Consider the following 16,914-nt stretch of genomic DNA (forward strand, 5'->3'; position numbering starts at 1 on the left):
CTATCAATTCGATTGTTATAAGTCGATATTTACGCTTATTTTCGATCTTTCTTTGTCGCATCATGGCGTCATTCCACTGATTCAAGGAGCACGACCATGCTGCAACTGCGACCGTTCGAAAGCCTCGGCCACGCCAACCACGGCTGGCTTGATGCCCACCACCATTTCTCGTTTGCCGAGTACTATGATCCTGCTCGCATGCACTGGGGCAACTTGCGGGTCTGGAACGATGACCTGATCGCCGCCGGCAGCGGTTTCCCGCCGCACCCGCACCGTGACATGGAAATCATCACCTATGTCCGTGAAGGCGCGATCACCCACCAGGACAGCCTGGGCAACAAAGGTCGTACCGAAGCGGGTGACGTGCAGGTGATGAGTGCAGGCTCCGGCATCGTGCACAGCGAGTACAACCTGGAGGACGTCGATACGCGGATTTTCCAGATCTGGGTAGTGCCTGAGCGAGTGGGCGATGCGCCGACCTGGGGTACCCGCCCTTTCCCCACAGGCGAGCGTGGCGAAGGCTTCGTGACCCTGGCCAGCGGGCGTGAAGGTGACGAAGACAGTTTGCAGATTCGCACCGATGCCCGGCTGGTGGCCGCGACCCTGCGTGCAGGTGAAAGCGCCGAATACCGCTTCGATGCCGGGCGCCGTGGTTACCTGGTGCCGGCCAAGGGATTGGTAGAGGTCAACGGCCTGCAGGCCAAAGCGCGCGATGGGGTGGCGATCGAGCAAGAGGACGTGTTGCGGGTGACGGCCATCGAGGACAGCGAGATCGTGCTGGTGGATGTCGCCTGAATCTATTGCCTGCTCTGGCCTCATCGCAGGCAAGCCACACAGATGCGGCTCTAGACTTGGAGGCTACACAGTTCTGCCCGGAGCGGCGGTGCGGCGATCCGACTTGTCCCGCGAATGGGGCTACGAGGTGCATGGCACCGGCTTCGCCGGTGTTCGCGGGGCAAGCCCGCTCCCACGTCAATTTTTAGAAATTGCGCAAGACAGTTGCTCCCACAGGAATAACGCCAGCCTCAAAGTCGGCGTTGTACCTGTAGGAGTTGGCTTGTCGGGGCGCGGTTACGCACTTCGGTTTCCTTCGACCATTTCGCTGTCACAAACCACCCTCCCTCGCCGCTGTACTTGATCGACGGCCCGATGGCAAAGCTGCGCCCTTTGAGCGGCACCGGCCTGGATGCCGTCGAGGAGGCGCTGATGCAAGAGGCCGTGGCACGCTGCCGGCAAGACGTTTCGGAAGCGGCGCGGCTGCTCGGCATGACCCGCCCTGCCCTGGTTTATCGGCTGAAAAAGGCACCCGGCGAGAGCGTGGCCGGTAAGCCCTGAGCATTTGGGGCTGCTTGGCAGCCCATCGCGGCGCAAGGCCGCTCCTACAACAGAACGCATCCCCCTGTGGGAGCGGCCTTGCGCCGCGATGGGCCGCAAAGCGGCCCCAACATTTCAGCGCCCACGCAAATACCGCAAGCGTATTGGCGCCATTCGCTGCCCTGCACTAGCGTTGTGCTATCCAGCCAGCCACTTGCCGTTCATGCGGAGCGAACACACAACATGCCGGATCTGCGCCCGAACCCGACGCTGAGCCTTGAGTACCGTGCCGAACGGCCGATCTTCCAGGCCTTTGTGGAGCAGGCGAGTCGCTCGCCCGAGGCAATCGCGATCATTGCCCACGAAGCCACCTGCAGCTATCGACAACTTGAGCAGATCAGCCAGGGCATCGCCACGTACCTGCTCGAAAATGGCGCCATCGGTGCCGATCGGGTAGTGATTGTCGCAACTCGCGGCGCGGCGCTGGTCTATGCCATGCTCGGCGCCTTGCGCGCCGGGCTGACCTTTACCGTTGCCGACGCCGCGTACCCGGCTGCACGTATCGGCCAGATCATCCGCACCCTCGAACCTGCCTTTGTATTGCGCTGTGGCGACGCCGAGGTCGAACCTGGCCATGCGCACTGCGTGAACGTGCCGTACGCCCCCGCCGATGCCCTGCAACACTTCGCCAGCCAGCCAGCGCCCCTGCCCGCAGTGAGCCCTGCTCAGCCGGCCTACATCACCTTCACCTCGGGCAGCACTGGCGAACCGAAGGGCATCGTCACCCATCATGCGCCACTGGTGCACTTCGTCGACTGGCACGTGCAGCAGCATGGTTTTACCCAGGAGGACCGCTTTTCGCTGCTATCCGGCCTGGGCCACGACCCGGTTTACCGCGATGTATTCACGCCACTGTCGATTGGCGCCACCCTCATCTGCCCGGCCCAGTCCACCCTGACCGACCCGTCGCGCCTGGCTGCGTGGATACACGACCACGGCGTGTCCGTCATCCACCTGACGCCGCCTTTGGGCAAACTGATCGAAACCGGCGCACGGATGAACGGGCTGCTGTTCGAACGCTTGCGTTACCTGTTCTGGGGCGGCGATGCGCTCATCCCTACGCTGTACCAGCAGATGTGTGCGATTGCACCACACGCCACCAGCGTGAACTTCTACGGCACCACCGAAACACCACAGGCCATGGCCTTCCACGTGCTTGACCCGCACGCGGACAACAGCAAAATCCCGTTGGGCAAAGGCATAGGCGGCGCGCAACTGTTGCTCGTCAACGAAGCCAACCATCTGGTCGAAGCCGGCGAAGTCGGGGAAATCCTGATCCGCAGCCCCTACCTGTCGCTGGGGTATTGGGGCGACCCGGCACTGACCCAGGAAAAGTTCGTGGTAAACCCGTTCACCGGCGCCCCGGCCGACCGCTGCTACCGCACCGGCGACCTGGGCACTTACCTGGCCGATGGCAGCGCCACTTTTTTAGGGCGCGGCGACAGCCAGGTGAAAATCCGCGGCCATCGCATCGAACTGGCGGAGATCGAAAACGCCATCACTCGACAGCCGCGCATCAAGCAATGCGTGGTGCTGGCCAACCATGACAACGCAAGTGTCAGGCTGGTCGCCTATTGCGTCGCCGATCAGCCCATAGCGACCGCTGAACTGCGCCAGGCCATCGCAGGCATGCTGCCGGACTACATGGTGCCGGCGATGTTCCTGTTCGTGCCGAGCATTCCGCTCACGCCCAACGGCAAGATCGACAAGCGCGCCTTGCCTGCGGCTTTCGATGACAGCGCCTCCAGCACCCCGCAGGCGCTGTCACCGCTGGCGTTGAAACTGACCGAGGCCTGGGCGCAGATACTGCAGGCTCCGCACATCGATGCCCGCCTCACCTTCGTGGAGCTCGGCGGCGACTCGCTGTCCTTCGTCCGCGCCTCGATGGTGCTCGAAGCGCTGATTGGCCACTTGCCGGATCGCTGGGAAATGATCCCGGTACAGGACCTGGCCGACCTGGCCGAACCAGGCACCCCGGCCAACACGTGGTCGATGCGGGTCATGGAAGTGCCGGTGTTCCTGCGCATGGTCGCCATTTTGCTGATTGTCGTCGGGCATTTGAATGTGTTTTCCGAGTGGCGCATTGCAGGCGAGACGTCGGTGCTGTTCCTGATCTCCGGCATCAGCCTGGCCAGGTTCCAGTTCAAGGCCATCGATGAGCGCGGCGATGCGCGCATGCTGCTCAAGTCGCTAGCCGCCATCGCGGTGCCGACGATTCTGTACACAGTACTGGTGCAGGCGGTGTTCGACCGAGTCCACTGGCAATCACTGCTGTTGATCTCCAACTGGTTCCCGCCCGACAAGGTCGGCGTGTTCAATTACTGGTACATCGAAGTGTTGGTGCAGATGCTGCTGATCCTCGGTGTCGTGTTGTCGATCAAGCGTGTGCGCAAGGCGATCATCGCCAACCCGTTCCCCTGCCTGGTCATGGCCTCGTGCGCACTGGTGGCGGCGGATGTGCTGCTCAGCCGCTTCGTGTTCGACACCACAGCCCTGCTCAACCGGGTACCTCAGCATTACCTGGCCGTGATGGTGCTGGGCATGGCCATTCACTACGCCGATACGACGCTGCGCAAAGCGGTCGCCAGTGCGGTGGCGCTGCTGCTGATTGCCGAGCTCGACCTGGTGGCCCTTGCAGGTCTCGGCTGGCAGGCGTTTGCCCGTTACATCGATATCGCCCTGCCGGCGATGCTGGCCTTGATCTGGTTCCGGTCCGTGCCCGTGCCGGGCGTGATCGCCAGAGCGGGCGCGATGATCGCCTCGTCCACCTTGTTCATCTACCTGACGCACTTCCAGTTCCAGTCGCTGGCACGGCGCATCGTCGATCAGCCGTTGTTCGCGGTGGCCTTGGCCCTTGTCGGTGGCGTGCTGGTGACGTACTGCTGGAACACGCTGACCCGGCGAGTCATTACACGCGTTAGCGGGCGGCGCAAGACGCGTGGGGCACAGGCCGTGGAACGCGCGACCTCCCCTTGAAGGGGTAACCCTGTCGGCCCGCGGGTCATTGCCAAGCCTGAAACAGTTTGCATAAAATGCGAACCATTAACATTTGCAACTCTTTCAGGCGGCATGGATGAGCACCCCGGACGTAGCCCTCAACACCCAAGTCACCCAGCTCTACCGCGCGCAGAGCAAGTGGTTGCACGGTTGGCTGAAACCCCGGGTCAACTGCACCCACCTGGCCGCAGACCTGGTCCAGGACGTGTTCGTTCGGGTGATGTCGGCCGCCGACGCTGCGGCCAAGCTCGAAGCGGTACGTGAACCCAAGGGCTACTTGGCCACCATCGCCCGTCGCCTGATGATCGACCACCTGCGCCGCGTGCACTTGGAACGGGCCTGGTTGCAGGTACTGGCCGAGCAACCCGAAGCGTTGGACATCTCGGCAGAACAGCGTGTTGCCCTGCTGCAGACCTTGTTCGAGCTCGATGCGATGCTGGCAGCGCTCGGCACCAAGGTGCGTGAGGCGTTCTTGCTTTCGCAGGTCGATGGCCTGCCCTACAAACACATCGCCACCCAGTTGGGCATCTCTGAAGTGACGGTGCGCCGCTACGTTGCCAAGGCGGCCGAGCACTGCATGATCTACAGCCTGACGCACGGCCAGTGAGCATGGCCCTGAGTACCGAGCAACTCGCGGCCCTGCGCCAGGCCGCGCACTGGTACAGCCAGCTCAACAGCGGTGAGGCGCAGCCCAGTGAGTACAGTGCCTGGCAGGCGTGGCTGAACGCTGCGCCGGTCAATGCCTGGGCCTGGCAGCAAGCCGAGCGTTTGCAGACACGCATGAGTACGCCCCATGCCCCAGCCACCACGCGGGTGTTGGCCGTGGCCGCACACGGCCGCCACGCCTCCCGCCGCCGCGTGGTCAAGGCCGGCCTGGTGTTGCTTGGGGGCAGTGCCCTGGGCCTGGGCAGCTATCGCGAAATGCAGCACGCGCCGCTGTTGCCAGACGTGCGCAGTGGCGTGGGCGAACAGCGCTGGCTGACCTTGAAAAACGGCAGCAGGGTGCTGCTCAACACCGCCTCCTCCGTTGACATCGACGAGACCGGCGAACAGCCGTCGGTGCGGCTGCGCCAAGGCGAAATCATGGTCGAGGTGCCCGCGCAGCAACGCTGCAGCGTGATGACCCGGCACGGCACCGTAGAGGCTGGCCACAGCCGCTTTTCCGTGCGGTTGCTGGACGACGCCGGCAAGCTCGAGGTGTTTGGCCAACAGGCACGCGTGGTGCTTGCCGCTGGCCAGGCAATGGCGCTCAAAAGCGGCCAGGCCTGCCAGTTCAATGGCCAGGGCTTTTCTGCCGTGCAGGCCTTGGCCAGTGCCGCAGACGCCTGGAGCCGCGGCTTGCTAATCGTGAACGACCAGCGCCTCGACACCTTCATCAACGACCTCGCGCGCTATCGGCCCGGTTGGCTGCGCTGCGCGCCCTCGGTGGCCGGCCTGCGCATCAGCGGCACCTACCGGCTCAATGACACCGACCAGATACTGCGGGCGCTGACCACGTCCCTGCCGGTGCAGGTGCAGGCCCGCACCCGCTACTGGGTCACCGTCACCGCCGCATAAAAAAATGGCCAAGGCCTGATCACTTTACCGCGGCTCATCCGACTCATAGGTAACCCCAGCCCTGGCTGACTCTTTACCTTTCAGAGAACAACGACGATGACCTGCCGCTTCACTCTCAGGCCGTTCAGCGCGCCAGACCTGCGCACCTGCCTGTTGCTGACTGCATTGCTCGGCGGGCCAGGCTCAGCCTGTGCCGCGCAAGCGCATGACTACCACCTGCCGCAGGGCGACCTGGGCGAGACACTCACCCGGTTTGCCGCAGCGTCTGGCATCGTCTTGTCGTTCGACACCCAATGGACGCGCGGCAAACGCTCCCCAGCCTTGAATGGCCAGTACCCGGTGGACCAGGCTCTGCAGATGCTGCTGAGCGGCACCGGCCTGCAGGCCGCACAGGAAAGCGACGGCCGCTACTCGCTGCTGCAAACCCACCACCAGGGTGACGTGGTAGAGCTGGCCCCCAGCCGCATCGACGGCCAGGGCCTGGGCAACATTACCGAAGGCACTGGCGCCTACACCACCGGCGGTTCGACCACCGCGACCAAGCTGCCGCTGACCCTGCGCGAAACGCCGCAGTCCGTCAGCGTGATCACCCGCCAGGCCATCGACGACCACGGCTCGCAAGACATCGGCGAAGTGCTGCGCAATACGCCCGGGGTTTCGGTGCAGGCATATGACAGCGAACGTATGGAATACTCCGCACGCGGCTTTGCCATCACCAACTACCAGTACGATGGCGTCAACACCATCTATGACGGGGTTTATGACGAAGGTGCGACCCACGTCGACATGGCCGCCTACGACCGCGTCGAGGTCATCAAGGGCGCGACCGGGCTAATGACCGGCTCCGGTGACCCCTCCGCCACGGTCAACTTGATCCGCAAGAAGCCCACCCACGACTTCAAGGCCTCGATCACCGCCAGCGCCGGTTCCTGGGACAACTACCGCACCGAAGGTGATATCGCCGGCCCGCTCAACGCCAGCGGCAGCGTGCGCGGCCGCTTGGTCGGCGCGTACCAGGACCGCAAGTCTTACCTGGATCACTACAAACAGAAGAAGGACGTCTACTACGGCATTCTCGAAGCCGACCTGACGCCCGACACCCTGCTGACCTTCGGCATCGACAACCAGACCACCACGCCGCGTGGCGCTTCCTGGACTGGCAACCCGACCTACTTTGCCGACGGCAGCCGCACCGACTTTTCGCGGTCGCACAACCCCGGTGCCGACTGGAGCCGCCGCGACTTTCAGTCCACCACCTACTTCGGCTCGCTGGAGCAGGCCCTGGCCAATGACTGGAAGGTCAAGCTCAGCCTCAACCACATGATCAGCGACCATGACACCCGCCTGGCCTCGGCCAGCGGCGGCAACCCCAACCCCGCAACCGGCGAAGACATGTTCTTCTACTGGGGGCGCTGGGAAGGCCACCGTGTGCAGAACACCGCCGACCTGAATGTGTCCGGGCCCTTCACCCTGTTCGGCCGCCAGAATGACCTGGTCGCAGGCTTCATGACCTCGCATTCGCGCCAGACCGGCGACACCTTCGACGGCAGTGCCTTCGCCCAGGTACCGGGCTCGATCTTCGACTGGAACGGCAAGATTGCGGTACAGGACTTCCCGAAAAACGGCGACTACACCACCACCCAGAGCCAGAACGGCGCTTACGTGGCCACGCGCCTGAGGCCAACTGACAACCTGTCGCTGATCCTCGGTACCCGGGTCAGCACCTTCAAATACAACGACGACCAGGATTACTACCCGACCTCGTCCCTGGATGACACCCACGCCAGCTACAAGCAACACGGCGTCGTCACCCCGTATGCCGGCGTGGTCTATGACCTGGACGATACTTACTCGGTGTACGCCAGCTACACCTCGATCTACCAGCCGCAGGTGTACAAGGACGTCAATGGCGCCACCCTCGACCCGGTGGAAGGCGATGGTTATGAAGCGGGCATGAAGGCGGCCTATTTCGATGGTCGGCTCAACGCTACCCTGGCGTTTTTCCGGATCGAACAAGACAACGTCGCCTCCTCCGTCGGCACCAACCCGGTCACCAACGAGGGCATCTACACAGCGATCGACGGCGCCACGACCCAGGGCGTCGAACTGGAGCTGGCCGGTGAACTGGCCCCAGGCTGGAACATCACCGCCGGCTACACCTACGCCCGTACCCGCGACGCCGACGACAACCGCCTGTTCGGCTTCCCGCTGGCGACCACCAAGCCTGAGCATGTGGCGCGGCTGTTCAACACCTACCGGCTGCCCGGCGCGCTGGACCGTGTCACCGTCGGTGGTGGGCTACGTTGGCAGAGCGCGTTCTACGGCACTATCTACAGCCCGACGGCTGGCGACTACACGCGCATCAAGCAAGGGGGTTACACCTTGGTGGACCTGATGACGCGCTACCAGTACAGCGAGCACCTGAGCTTCACGGTGAATGCCAACAACGTGTTCGACAAGGTGTACCTGACCGGGCTGGGCAACTTCGACACCACCTACTACGGCGAGCCACGCAACCTGATGGTCACGACCCGCTGGGATTTCTGAGGCTACGGGTGTAGGAGCAGCCTTGTGCTGCGAAGAGGCCGGTGCATAAGGCCTAGATGTGAGGGGCCTGCACTGGCCTCTTCGCAGCGCAAGGCTGCTCCTACAAACAGCCCTAGGCCTGTCAGTTAGGGCCTAGGCCTGGGTACTGACCATCCCACCCGCGCTGCTGCCACCGCTCTCTTGCAGCGCTTCGAGCAGTTGCGCGGTCGCCTGCATGATTTGCCCAGTCAGGGTGGCGATGCTGGCCTGCTTGGCGCTCACCGCTGCGGCCTTGGCAGTCTCTTCCATCTTCGATGCCATCAATGCGGCCAACTGCTTCTGCTCTTCAGCCAGCTGCTTTTGCAGTTCCTTGATCATCTGCCGCAACTGCTGCACCGCTGCCGACTCGTCGCTGCTCTCGCTGCCTTGGGCCGACTCCGCCTGGCCACCGCCACCCACCTTCAAGGTGTCGCCACTGATGCTCAAAGGCCCGCCTTTTTCGCTCTGCGCGGCCTGCTTGGCCTGCTCGCGCTCGGCGGCCGCTGCGGCGCTCATCGCCTGGGCGGAAACTCCATTGATGTGGAGGTTACTCAAAGATATTGCTGTCATGCCGATTCCCTGCCTTCAGGTGAGTCCTTGCCTTGGCTCCCCTATCGGCCGCCGGACGCAGTTCTTTAGCCAGCGGTGACAAAACCCTCTAACCCCACCAGTAAATTCCCCCTCGTGTGGCTCGTTCCAACACATGTACTTGCGCAGGAGCCGGAGCCCCGGCGGGCGTCCACATTCGACCATTCAGGGAATCGCAGCCATGAGCCAGTCCTCACAGCAGGAAACAATCAAAGATCTGATCGGCGTGGGCTTCGGCCCTTCCAACCTGGCCTTGGCCATCGCCCTGGAAGAGCTCGCTCAGTCCCAGGGCCATGCCCTGGACGCGCTGTTCATCGACAAGCAGAAAGACTACCGCTGGCACGGCGAGACCCTGGCGACCCAAAGCGAGCTGCAGATTTCGTTTCTCAAGGACCTGGTCTCGCTGCGCAACCCCACCAGCCCTTACAGCTTCGTCAATTACCTGCACCAGAAGCAGCGCCTGGCCGACTTCATCAACCTCGGCACCTTCTACCCCTGCCGCCTGGAGTACAACGACTACCTGCGCTGGGCCGCCGAGCACTTCGCCACCCAGGCGGTGTATGGCGAAGAAGTGGTGCGTATCGAGCCCGAAGTGACGGCCGGCCGGGTAGAGCACCTGCGCTTGGTCTCGCGTGACCAACAAGGCCGCGAATACAGCCGCCGCACCCGCTCGGTAGTGGTCGGCAGCGGCGGCACGCCGAAAATTCCGGAAAAGTTCGGTGCCTTCAAAGATGACCCGCGCGTCTTCCACCACTCCCAGTACCTCAGCAGCCTGAACAAACTGCCGTGCACTGAAGGCAAGCCGATGCGCATCGCGGTGATCGGCTCTGGCCAGAGCGCCGCCGAGGCCTTCATCGACCTCAACGACAGCTACCCGTCGGTCAAGGTCGACATGATCCTGCGCGGCTCGGCACTCAAGCCGGCCGACGACAGCCCGTTCGTCAACGAGATCTTCTCCCCAGGCTATACCGACCTGGTCTACAACGAGCCGGCCGACCAACGCAGCAAGCTGCTGGGCGAGTACCACAACACCAACTACTCGGTGGTCGACCTGAACCTGATCGAACGCATCTACGGCATCCTCTACCGCCAGAAGGTCGCCCACCAGTTCCGCCACAACGTGCTGTGCCGGCGCCAAGTGGAAGCGGTGGTGGCCACCCGCGAAGGCCTGGAACTGACCCTGCGCGATCTCGCCACTGGCCAGTACCAGACCCACCGCTACGATGCGGTGATCCTGGCCACCGGTTACGAGCGCCGCTCGCACCGCGACCTGCTGGCACCACTGGCGGGTTACCTGGACGACTTCAGCGTCGACCGCAACTACCGGGTACTGGCCAGCCCAGACCTGCAGGCGTCGGTTTACCTGCAAGGTTTCTGCGAGAACAGCCACGGCCTGAGCGACACCTTGCTCTCGGTGTTGCCCGCCCGCGCCGCCGAGATCGGCCAGGCGCTGTACCAGGACCTGTCGCGCTTCAATGGCCGTTCGCAACCGGCTGTCGCCCTGACCAGCGCCTGATTCCCGCCTTCACTCGCCGGCCTGTCGCCCTGCGCGAAGGCCGGCTTGCGCTTTCTGAAACATTTGCTTGCATTTAAAACGGCAGGATTTCCATTCTCATTCGTCTTTATAAGTGCAGCCCTCTTGGTTGGGCACAAGCTCGACTACACATTTCAGAAGACGATCAGATGGCCAAATCCCCGAAAAAATCCAAATCCAAGTTGTGGTTCCTGGTCCACAGCTGGCTCGCCCTCCCGATCTGGTTCTTCGTGCTGATCGTCTGCTTTACCGGCATGCTCGCCGTGGTCAGCCAGGAGATTGTCTGGCTGGCCAACCCGGACGTGCGCGCCAGCAAGCCTGACGGCGATGCCGAACGCCTGAGTTACCAGCAGGTGCTCGATGCCCTGCACAAGGCCGAGCCGGACATGGCCGTTGAGTCGCTGAGGCAGCCGGATGGCTCGCACTTCGCCCTGACCGCCGATGTGACCTTCCCCGACGGCACCAGCCCAACGCTCTACGTCAACCCGTACACCGGGGCCATCCAGGGCAAGAGCCCGGACTTCAACTTCGAAGGCTTCACCCGCGCCTTGCATGGCTGGTGGCTGGTGCCCTTCACCAATGGCTTCAGCTGGGGTTGGTACCTGGTCTCGATACTCGGCCTGCCGATGCTGGCCTCGCTGGTCACAGGCCTGGTGGTCTACAAGAAATTCTGGAAGGGCTTCTTCAAGCCCGTTCGCACCGGCCATGGCTCGCGCATCTTCTGGGGTGACCTGCACCGGCTGGCCGGGGTTTGGTCGATCTGGTTCATCGCGGTCATTTCCATTACCGGTACCTGGTTCCTGATCCAGGCGATTTTGTTCGACAACAACATCAGCATCTCCAGCCGACCTATCGTGCCGGTCATCGCCCGTGAGGATGTGCCGCAGACAGCCGATGGCAGCCAGGCACCGCGCATCGATGTGGATGAAGCGGCGCGCATCGCCGGCTTGGCGATCCCGGGCCTGGAGATCAGCTCCGTCTCACTGCCGGCTACTGCCTACAGCCATGTCACCCTGGGTGGCCGCGGCTGGTACCCGCTGATGTTCCAGTCGGCCGCCGTCAACCCCTACACCAGCAACGTCGACAGCCAGTTCCTGATCAGCGACCGCTCCGCCCTGGAGTTCGTCACCGAGTCCATGCGCCCCCTGCACACCGGCGACTTTGGCGGCCTGGCGATCAAGCTGATCTGGTTCTTCTTTGGCCTGGTCCTCACCCTGATGGTGTTCAGCGGCCTGTTGATCTGGACCAAACGCACCGCCCAGGCGACCGCCGCCGCCCTCAAGCGCAGCGAGCGTGCGCCACGCGCGGCCAGCCGTGAAACCACCGTGGAGATCCGCCCATGAGCCAGGCCAAGACCCTGCCCGCCAGCCCGCTCAAGCAGTGGTGGCTGAAATGGCGCTTCCACCTGAACATCCTGCTGATCCTCATCCCGCTGGGTTTCATGCCCAAGTACTTCGAAAACGCCAGACTGTTCCGCGGCGACGCCGGGCTGGGGGCGAACGTGATCAGCGACATCCAGGTCGGCCCCTACAGCCTGAACTTGGCCGAACTGCGCGACGAGGCACCACGCGCCGACGGCCCCGCCGGCCATTTCAAGTCATTCAGCGCCTCGCTGTGCAAGGCCTGCATCAATGACGTCAAGGCCGTCTACCTGCGCATCGGCAAGCCGCGCAGCCTGCGCGCTGCTGGCACCATTTTCTTCGGCGCGCCGTACCGCATGGGCACCAACCTGCTGATACCGCCGCGCACCCAGCCTGATGCACAGATCTGGATCACCCTCGAAGGCTGGGACGGCAGCATGCACCAGGCTTCGGTCCCCCTGGCCAAGGCATCGCCCGCCACCGTGGCCTGGCTCGAGAAACAAGGAGGCAAGAAATGAAACACCTGATGCGTAAGCTCGCCCTGCCCTTGCTGGTACTGGCCGCAGGCCCTGCCCTGGCCCACAACCCGATGTGCGAATGCGAAGAAGTGGCCAGCGGCCAGGTCAAATGCACCGGCGGTTTCTCGGATGGCAGCGGCGCCCCTGGGGTGACCCTGGATGTGATCGGCTATGACGAGCAGGTGCTGGTCGGCGGCAAGCTCGGCGACGACTCGACCCTCACCTTCAAACGCCCCGACGGTGAGTTCTACGTGCTGTTCGATGCAGGCCCTGGGCATGTCGTCGAAGTCGACTACGCCGACATTGCCCAACCATGAACAGCCCGGCCATGAATAGCCCAGCCATGAACCGCGCCCAGGTAGTCCGCCCGGCCGGCGCCGGCCACGAAACCCTGTACGTGCTGCTGGTCAGCCTGCTGATCGTGGTGCTTGCCGCCACGGTGGTGATGCTGCGTGGCGAACGCGAGGACGAACAGACCATCGCCAGCCACCAGATCGACGCCCGCCGCGACCTGACCCCCGCCGAACAAGGCCTGTACACCGACCTGCGCGTGGCCTTCGACGAGATCCAGTTGCTGCGCGAGGAAACCGCCGCCGTGCCCAGCGTACAAGCCCTGGCCGACGACGGCTTGCCACCTTTTGTGGTCGATGCGGGCAGCCAGAGCCGCGGTGGCCACCAGTGGTCGTGGCTGGCAACTGGCGCCTACCTGGGCCGCAGCCAGGCCCCTCAGGTGGCCGGCAGCCTGCTGCTGATTCTGCCTGACGACAGCACTGGCCAGCCGGATGTGTGGCTACGCCGCGACAGCGCCGCCGTTACGCCGGACGACCTGGGCCACGCCGCCCTGATCGCCGCCGGCTGGCAACAGGTGGTCAGCCACTACGACGCCGGGGTCACCCGCGAACACCGTCACTGAACCCAAGGACTCCCCCATGTTCCGCTCCGCCCTCGCCCTGCTCCTGGCCCTTGCCCTGCCGGCACTGGCCCTGGCCGATAACGGCAAGCCCCTGCGCATCGGCATTACCCTGCACCCGTACTACAGCTACGTCAGCAACATTGTCGGTGACAAGGCCGAAGTAGTGCCGCTGATCCCGGCGGGCTTCAACCCGCATGCCTACGAGCCGCGCGCGGAGGACATCAAACGCATAGGCACGCTGGACGTGGTGGTACTCAACGGTGTGGGCCATGACGACTTCGCCGACCGCATGATCGCGGCCAGCGAAAAACCCGGCATCGCCACCATCGAGGCCAACCAGAATGTGCCGTTGCTAGCCGCCACCGGCATCGCCGCGCGTGGCGCCGGCAAGGTGGTCAACCCGCACACTTTCCTGTCGATCAGCACCACCATCGCTCAGGTCAACAACATTGCCCGCGAACTGGGCAAGCTCGACCCGGACAACGCCAAGCTCTACACGCAAAATGCCCGTGCCTATGCCAAACGCCTACGCGCCCTGCGCGCCGAGGCCCTGGCCAAGGTCACCGAAGCGCCCAGCGCGACCTTCCGCGTGGCGACCATCCATGCGGCCTACGACTACCTGGTGCGTGACTTTGGCCTCGAGGTCACTGCTGTGGTCGAACCGGCGCACGGCATCGAGCCAAGCCCGGCCCAGCTGAAAAAGACCATCGACCAGCTCAAGGCGCTGGACGTGAAGGTGATCTTCTCGGAGATGGACTTCCCGTCCGCCTATGTCGAGACCATTCAGCGCGAATCGGGCGTGCGCCTGTACCCGCTGACGCACATTTCCTACGGTGACTACACCAAGGAAAAGTACGAAGTGGAGATGAAGCGCAACCTCGACACCGTGGTCCGCGCCATCCAGGAGAACCGCGCATGACCGCCGCCGCCCACCTCGCCGCGGCCAATGGGCCGCGCATCGAGTTTGCCGGCATCGACCTGACCTTGGGCCGCACCCGCATTCTCGAACAAGTCAGCTTCAGCGTGGCGGCCGGCAGCGTGCATGCGATCGTCGGCCCCAACGGCGGCGGCAAAAGCTCGCTGATCAAGACCCTACTCGGGCAGATGCCGCACCAGGGCCAACTGACCCTGCACTGGCCGACCCCCCACGAAGTGATCGGCTACGTGCCCCAGGCGCTAGAGTTCGACCGTGGCCTGCCGATGACCGTGGACGACTTCATGGCCGCCATGTGCCAGCGCCGGCCCGCCTTCCTCGGCCTGTCACGCCGCGTGCAACCGGCCATCGATGCCGCGTTGGCCCGGGTCGGCATGCTCGACAAGCGCAAGCGGCGCATGGGCGCGCTGTCCGGCGGTGAACGCCAGCGCGTGCTGCTGGCACAGGGGTTGATTCCCGAGCCGCAACTACTGGTGCTGGATGAACCCATGTCGGCCCTCGACGAAGCGGGCATTCAGGTGTTCGAGCAGCTGCTGCACGGCTGGCGCCAGGCTGGCACCACCGTGTTGTGGATCGAGCACGACCTGGAGGCCGTGCTGCGCCTGGCCGACCGGGTCACTGGCCTGAGCCGCCAGGTGCTGTTCGACGCCCCACCCGCACAGGCCCTGACCCCAGAGCGCCTGCTTGGCCTGTTCTCCGTTCACCCGCGCAGCGAGAGCCTTGCCTCATGAGTTTTGAAGCATTTCGCCAACTGGTCCAAGAATGGGCCAACACCGGCTACCTGCCCGAGGCGCTGGCCTACGGGTTCGTGGTCAATGCCCTGTTGGCCGGCCTGATGATCGGCCCGGTGCTGGGCGGCCTGGGCACCCTGGTGGTGGTCAAGCGCTTTGCCTTCTTCTCCGAAGCGGTCGGCCATGCCGCGCTTACGGGGGTTGCCATCGGCATCCTGCTGGGTGAGCCGTATACCGGCCCTTATGGCAGCCTGTTTGGTTACTGCCTGCTGTTCGGCATCCTGCTCAACTTCCTGCGTAACCGCACCGGGTTGTCGCCGGATACGCTGATCGGCGTGTTCCTGTCGGTGTCCCTGGCCCTGGGTGCGAGCCTGCTGCTGATGCTGGCGGGCAAGATCAACGTGCACATCCTCGAGAACGTGCTGTTCGGCTCGGTACTGACGGTCAGCGCCCAGGACCTGGTGGTGCTGGGTATCGTCGCGGTGCTGGTGCTGGCGCTGGCCTTGCCACTGTACAACCGCATCATGCTGGCCAGTTTCAACCCGCAACTGGCGGCGGTACGCGGGGTGGCGGTGAAGACCCTGGACTACCTGTTCGTGGTGCTGGTGACCCTGGTCACGGTGGCGTCGGTGAAGGTGATCGGGGCGATTCTGGTCGGTGCGCTGCTGGTGATTCCGGCGGCTGCGGCACGCCTGGTCAGCCAGTCGCTCAAGGGCTTTTTCTTCATTTCGGTGCTGATCGCCACGCTGAGCACCCTGCTCGGCATCTTGTTGCCGATCGTTTGCGACCTGCCGGTACCTTCCGGCGCTGCGATCATCCTGGTCGCCGGCATCTGCTTCGCACTGGCCGCGCTGGCCCGTGCGCTTGTTCCACGCCTGCAAGGAAACCCGGCATGAACCTGAAACAGCTGACCTTGGCACTGACCCTGGCGGGCCTGCCTTCGCTCTCTTTTGCCACGCAAGTGCTCACCACCTTGCCCGTGACCCACAGCCTGGCCACCGCCCTGCTCGACGGCACTTCGGTGCAGCTCAAGCGCGCAGCGCCTGCCAACCTGCCAGCCAGCCGCCAACCTTCGTACTTCAGCAGCCGCGGCGGCGAAAGCCTGGCAAACGCCGCGCAACAGGCCGACGCGGTGATCGGTGTACGCTCGATCTGGCGTGACGACCCCCTCTACCCGATGGCCCGGCGCAGCAATATCCGCATCGTCGAAATTGATGCAGCGCGCCCGGTGGACGGCGCCTTGCCAGGGATTGCGGTGACCGGCGACGACGCCTACGGCGCCTACCCGTGGCTGAACCCGACCAACCTTGGGCGCATGGCCGATGTGGTGGCCAATGACCTGGAACGGTTGTCGCCGGCCGACAAGGCGAAGATCCAAGGCAACCTGGCCGGCCTCAAGCGCCAGCTGCTGGAGCTGACGGCCAGCAGCCAGACCCAGCTGGCCGAGGTAGACAACTTGACCGTGGTCAGCCTGTCCGAGCGCTTGGGTTACCTGGCCAGCGGGTTAAACCTGGATGTGGTGGAACAGGCGCTGCCGGCCGAGGGCAAGTGGGATGCGGCGGCGCTCAAGGCGCTGGGGGAAAACCTGAAAAGTCAGGACGTGGCATTGGTGCTGGACCATCGCCAGCCGGAGCCGGCGGTGGCCGAGGTGATCAAGGCTGCAGGAGCCCGGTTGGTGGTGGTGGACAGTGATGCCAATGATGCGGTGGCGGGGTTTAAGGCCAGTGTTGACCAAGTGGTTGGCGCCTTGAGCGAAAGCTGATGCCGCCTGTACTGGCCTCTTCGCGGGTAAACCCGCTCCCACAGGCCTCCGTCGGTGACGGGCCTGGCCGGGAAGAGGCC

15 protein-coding genes and 2 pseudogenes are annotated in these 16,914 nt (G+C 64.0%); 15 read left to right on the forward strand and 2 right to left on the reverse strand.

The genetic code is table 11. The features are described from left to right. Window positions 1-96 precede the first annotated feature (96 nt). Window positions 97-795: a pirin family protein gene (locus ACMCNM_RS18845; protein ID WP_027596211.1), complete on the forward strand. Its 699-nt coding sequence runs from the start codon at window positions 97-99 to the stop codon at window positions 793-795. Between the two features lie 230 nt (window positions 796-1,025). On the opposite strand, the pseudogene ACMCNM_RS18850 reads toward ACMCNM_RS18845, so the two are convergent. Continuing rightward, a pseudogene (locus tag ACMCNM_RS18850) lies at window positions 1,026-1,169 on the reverse strand (transporter); the annotation flags it as partial. 1 nt (window position 1,170) lies between these two features. On the opposite strand from ACMCNM_RS18850, the pseudogene ACMCNM_RS18855 reads away from it, so the two are divergent. The 5 genes and pseudogenes from ACMCNM_RS18855 to ACMCNM_RS18875 all read left to right on the forward strand — a co-directional run. Then, a pseudogene (locus ACMCNM_RS18855) lies at window positions 1,171-1,335 on the forward strand (helix-turn-helix domain-containing protein); the annotation flags it as partial. 222 nt (window positions 1,336-1,557) lie between these two features. Then, the gene (locus ACMCNM_RS18860; RefSeq protein WP_412765155.1) at window positions 1,558-4,350 is read left to right on the forward strand and encodes an amino acid adenylation domain-containing protein; all 2,793 of its coding nucleotides are present in this window, start codon (window positions 1,558-1,560) and stop codon (window positions 4,348-4,350) included. 97 nt (window positions 4,351-4,447) lie between these two features. Then, window positions 4,448-4,978, forward strand: a complete 531-nt coding sequence (locus ACMCNM_RS18865; RefSeq protein WP_412765156.1) for a sigma-70 family RNA polymerase sigma factor — start codon at window positions 4,448-4,450, stop codon at window positions 4,976-4,978. A gap of 2 nt (window positions 4,979-4,980) precedes the next feature. Next, the gene (locus ACMCNM_RS18870) at window positions 4,981-5,928 is read left to right on the forward strand and encodes a FecR domain-containing protein (protein ID WP_412765157.1); all 948 of its coding nucleotides are present in this window, start codon (window positions 4,981-4,983) and stop codon (window positions 5,926-5,928) included. A gap of 96 nt (window positions 5,929-6,024) precedes the next feature. Further along, entirely contained in the window at window positions 6,025-8,475 is a 2,451-nt protein-coding gene (locus ACMCNM_RS18875; protein WP_412765158.1) for a TonB-dependent siderophore receptor, read from the forward strand. A gap of 132 nt (window positions 8,476-8,607) precedes the next feature. Here ACMCNM_RS18875 and ACMCNM_RS18880 read toward each other — a convergent pair whose 3' ends face one another. Beyond that, window positions 8,608-9,063: a hypothetical protein gene (locus ACMCNM_RS18880; protein ID WP_027596198.1), complete on the reverse strand. Its 456-nt coding sequence runs from the start codon at window positions 9,061-9,063 to the stop codon at window positions 8,608-8,610. A 199-nt stretch (window positions 9,064-9,262) separates the two neighbouring features. Between ACMCNM_RS18880 and ACMCNM_RS18885 the strand changes: the two genes are divergently transcribed. The 9 genes from ACMCNM_RS18885 (at window position 9,263) to ACMCNM_RS18925 (ending at window position 16,834) form a co-directional block, all read left to right on the forward strand. Next, window positions 9,263-10,597 carry a lysine N(6)-hydroxylase/L-ornithine N(5)-oxygenase family protein gene (locus ACMCNM_RS18885; RefSeq protein ID WP_186679808.1) on the forward strand — a complete coding sequence of 445 codons (1,335 nt, stop codon included), beginning with the start codon at window positions 9,263-9,265 and terminating at the stop codon, window positions 10,595-10,597. Window positions 10,598-10,764: 167 nt separating this feature from the next. Then, the gene (locus ACMCNM_RS18890; protein WP_027596196.1) at window positions 10,765-11,958 is read left to right on the forward strand and encodes a PepSY-associated TM helix domain-containing protein; all 1,194 of its coding nucleotides are present in this window, start codon (window positions 10,765-10,767) and stop codon (window positions 11,956-11,958) included. Further along, window positions 11,955-12,494, forward strand: a complete 540-nt coding sequence (locus ACMCNM_RS18895; RefSeq protein WP_027596195.1) for a hypothetical protein — start codon at window positions 11,955-11,957, stop codon at window positions 12,492-12,494. Before ACMCNM_RS18890 ends, ACMCNM_RS18895 begins: the two co-directional genes overlap by 4 nt. Continuing rightward, window positions 12,491-12,811 (forward strand): hypothetical protein, encoded by a 321-nt coding sequence (locus tag ACMCNM_RS18900; RefSeq protein ID WP_027596194.1) that lies wholly within the window; start codon window positions 12,491-12,493, stop codon window positions 12,809-12,811. The genes ACMCNM_RS18895 and ACMCNM_RS18900 overlap by 4 nt, the downstream gene beginning before the upstream one ends. 26 nt (window positions 12,812-12,837) lie before the next feature. Beyond that, window positions 12,838-13,407: a DUF6162 family protein gene (locus tag ACMCNM_RS18905; RefSeq protein WP_099428923.1), complete on the forward strand. Its 570-nt coding sequence runs from the start codon at window positions 12,838-12,840 to the stop codon at window positions 13,405-13,407. A gap of 16 nt (window positions 13,408-13,423) precedes the next feature. Beyond that, window positions 13,424-14,326 carry a metal ABC transporter substrate-binding protein gene (locus ACMCNM_RS18910; protein ID WP_099428922.1) on the forward strand — a complete coding sequence of 301 codons (903 nt, stop codon included), beginning with the start codon at window positions 13,424-13,426 and terminating at the stop codon, window positions 14,324-14,326. Beyond that, the gene (locus ACMCNM_RS18915) at window positions 14,323-15,072 is read left to right on the forward strand and encodes a metal ABC transporter ATP-binding protein (RefSeq protein WP_412765159.1); all 750 of its coding nucleotides are present in this window, start codon (window positions 14,323-14,325) and stop codon (window positions 15,070-15,072) included. Before ACMCNM_RS18910 ends, ACMCNM_RS18915 begins: the two co-directional genes overlap by 4 nt. Continuing rightward, window positions 15,069-15,968, forward strand: coding sequence for a metal ABC transporter permease (locus ACMCNM_RS18920; protein ID WP_027596190.1), 900 nt, complete (start codon window positions 15,069-15,071; stop codon window positions 15,966-15,968). The genes ACMCNM_RS18915 and ACMCNM_RS18920 overlap by 4 nt, the downstream gene beginning before the upstream one ends. Then, on the forward strand, window positions 15,965-16,834 hold the full coding sequence (locus ACMCNM_RS18925; protein ID WP_412765160.1) for a metal ABC transporter substrate-binding protein: 870 nt from the start codon (window positions 15,965-15,967) through the stop codon (window positions 16,832-16,834). Before ACMCNM_RS18920 ends, ACMCNM_RS18925 begins: the two co-directional genes overlap by 4 nt. Window positions 16,835-16,914 lie beyond the last annotated feature (80 nt).

The organism is Pseudomonas sp. NGC7 (assembly GCF_047159675.1).
Taxonomy (GTDB): Bacteria; Pseudomonadota; Gammaproteobacteria; order Pseudomonadales; family Pseudomonadaceae; genus Aquipseudomonas; species Aquipseudomonas kermanshahensis.

Excerpts from the sequence above, each read along its gene's own strand:
- ACMCNM_RS18890 (WP_027596196.1), top strand. The coding sequence starts at position 10,765 with ATGGCCAAATCCCCGAAAAAATCCAAATCCAAGTTGTGGTTCCTGGTC.
- ACMCNM_RS18880 (WP_027596198.1), bottom strand. The coding sequence starts at position 9,063 with ATGACAGCAATATCTTTGAGTAACCTCCACATCAATGGAGTTTCCGCC.
- ACMCNM_RS18920 (WP_027596190.1), top strand. The coding sequence starts at position 15,069 with ATGAGTTTTGAAGCATTTCGCCAACTGGTCCAAGAATGGGCCAACACC.
- ACMCNM_RS18915 (WP_412765159.1), top strand. The coding sequence starts at position 14,323 with ATGACCGCCGCCGCCCACCTCGCCGCGGCCAATGGGCCGCGCATCGAG.
- ACMCNM_RS18910 (WP_099428922.1), top strand. The coding sequence starts at position 13,424 with ATGTTCCGCTCCGCCCTCGCCCTGCTCCTGGCCCTTGCCCTGCCGGCA.
- ACMCNM_RS18860 (WP_412765155.1), top strand. The coding sequence starts at position 1,558 with ATGCCGGATCTGCGCCCGAACCCGACGCTGAGCCTTGAGTACCGTGCC.
- ACMCNM_RS18845 (WP_027596211.1), top strand. The coding sequence starts at position 97 with ATGCTGCAACTGCGACCGTTCGAAAGCCTCGGCCACGCCAACCACGGC.
- ACMCNM_RS18875 (WP_412765158.1), top strand. The coding sequence starts at position 6,025 with ATGACCTGCCGCTTCACTCTCAGGCCGTTCAGCGCGCCAGACCTGCGC.
- ACMCNM_RS18925 (WP_412765160.1), top strand. The coding sequence starts at position 15,965 with ATGAACCTGAAACAGCTGACCTTGGCACTGACCCTGGCGGGCCTGCCT.
- ACMCNM_RS18870 (WP_412765157.1), top strand. The coding sequence starts at position 4,981 with ATGGCCCTGAGTACCGAGCAACTCGCGGCCCTGCGCCAGGCCGCGCAC.
- ACMCNM_RS18900 (WP_027596194.1), top strand. The coding sequence starts at position 12,491 with ATGAAACACCTGATGCGTAAGCTCGCCCTGCCCTTGCTGGTACTGGCC.
- ACMCNM_RS18885 (WP_186679808.1), top strand. The coding sequence starts at position 9,263 with ATGAGCCAGTCCTCACAGCAGGAAACAATCAAAGATCTGATCGGCGTG.
- ACMCNM_RS18895 (WP_027596195.1), top strand. The coding sequence starts at position 11,955 with ATGAGCCAGGCCAAGACCCTGCCCGCCAGCCCGCTCAAGCAGTGGTGG.
- ACMCNM_RS18905 (WP_099428923.1), top strand. The coding sequence starts at position 12,838 with ATGAACCGCGCCCAGGTAGTCCGCCCGGCCGGCGCCGGCCACGAAACC.
- ACMCNM_RS18865 (WP_412765156.1), top strand. The coding sequence starts at position 4,448 with ATGAGCACCCCGGACGTAGCCCTCAACACCCAAGTCACCCAGCTCTAC.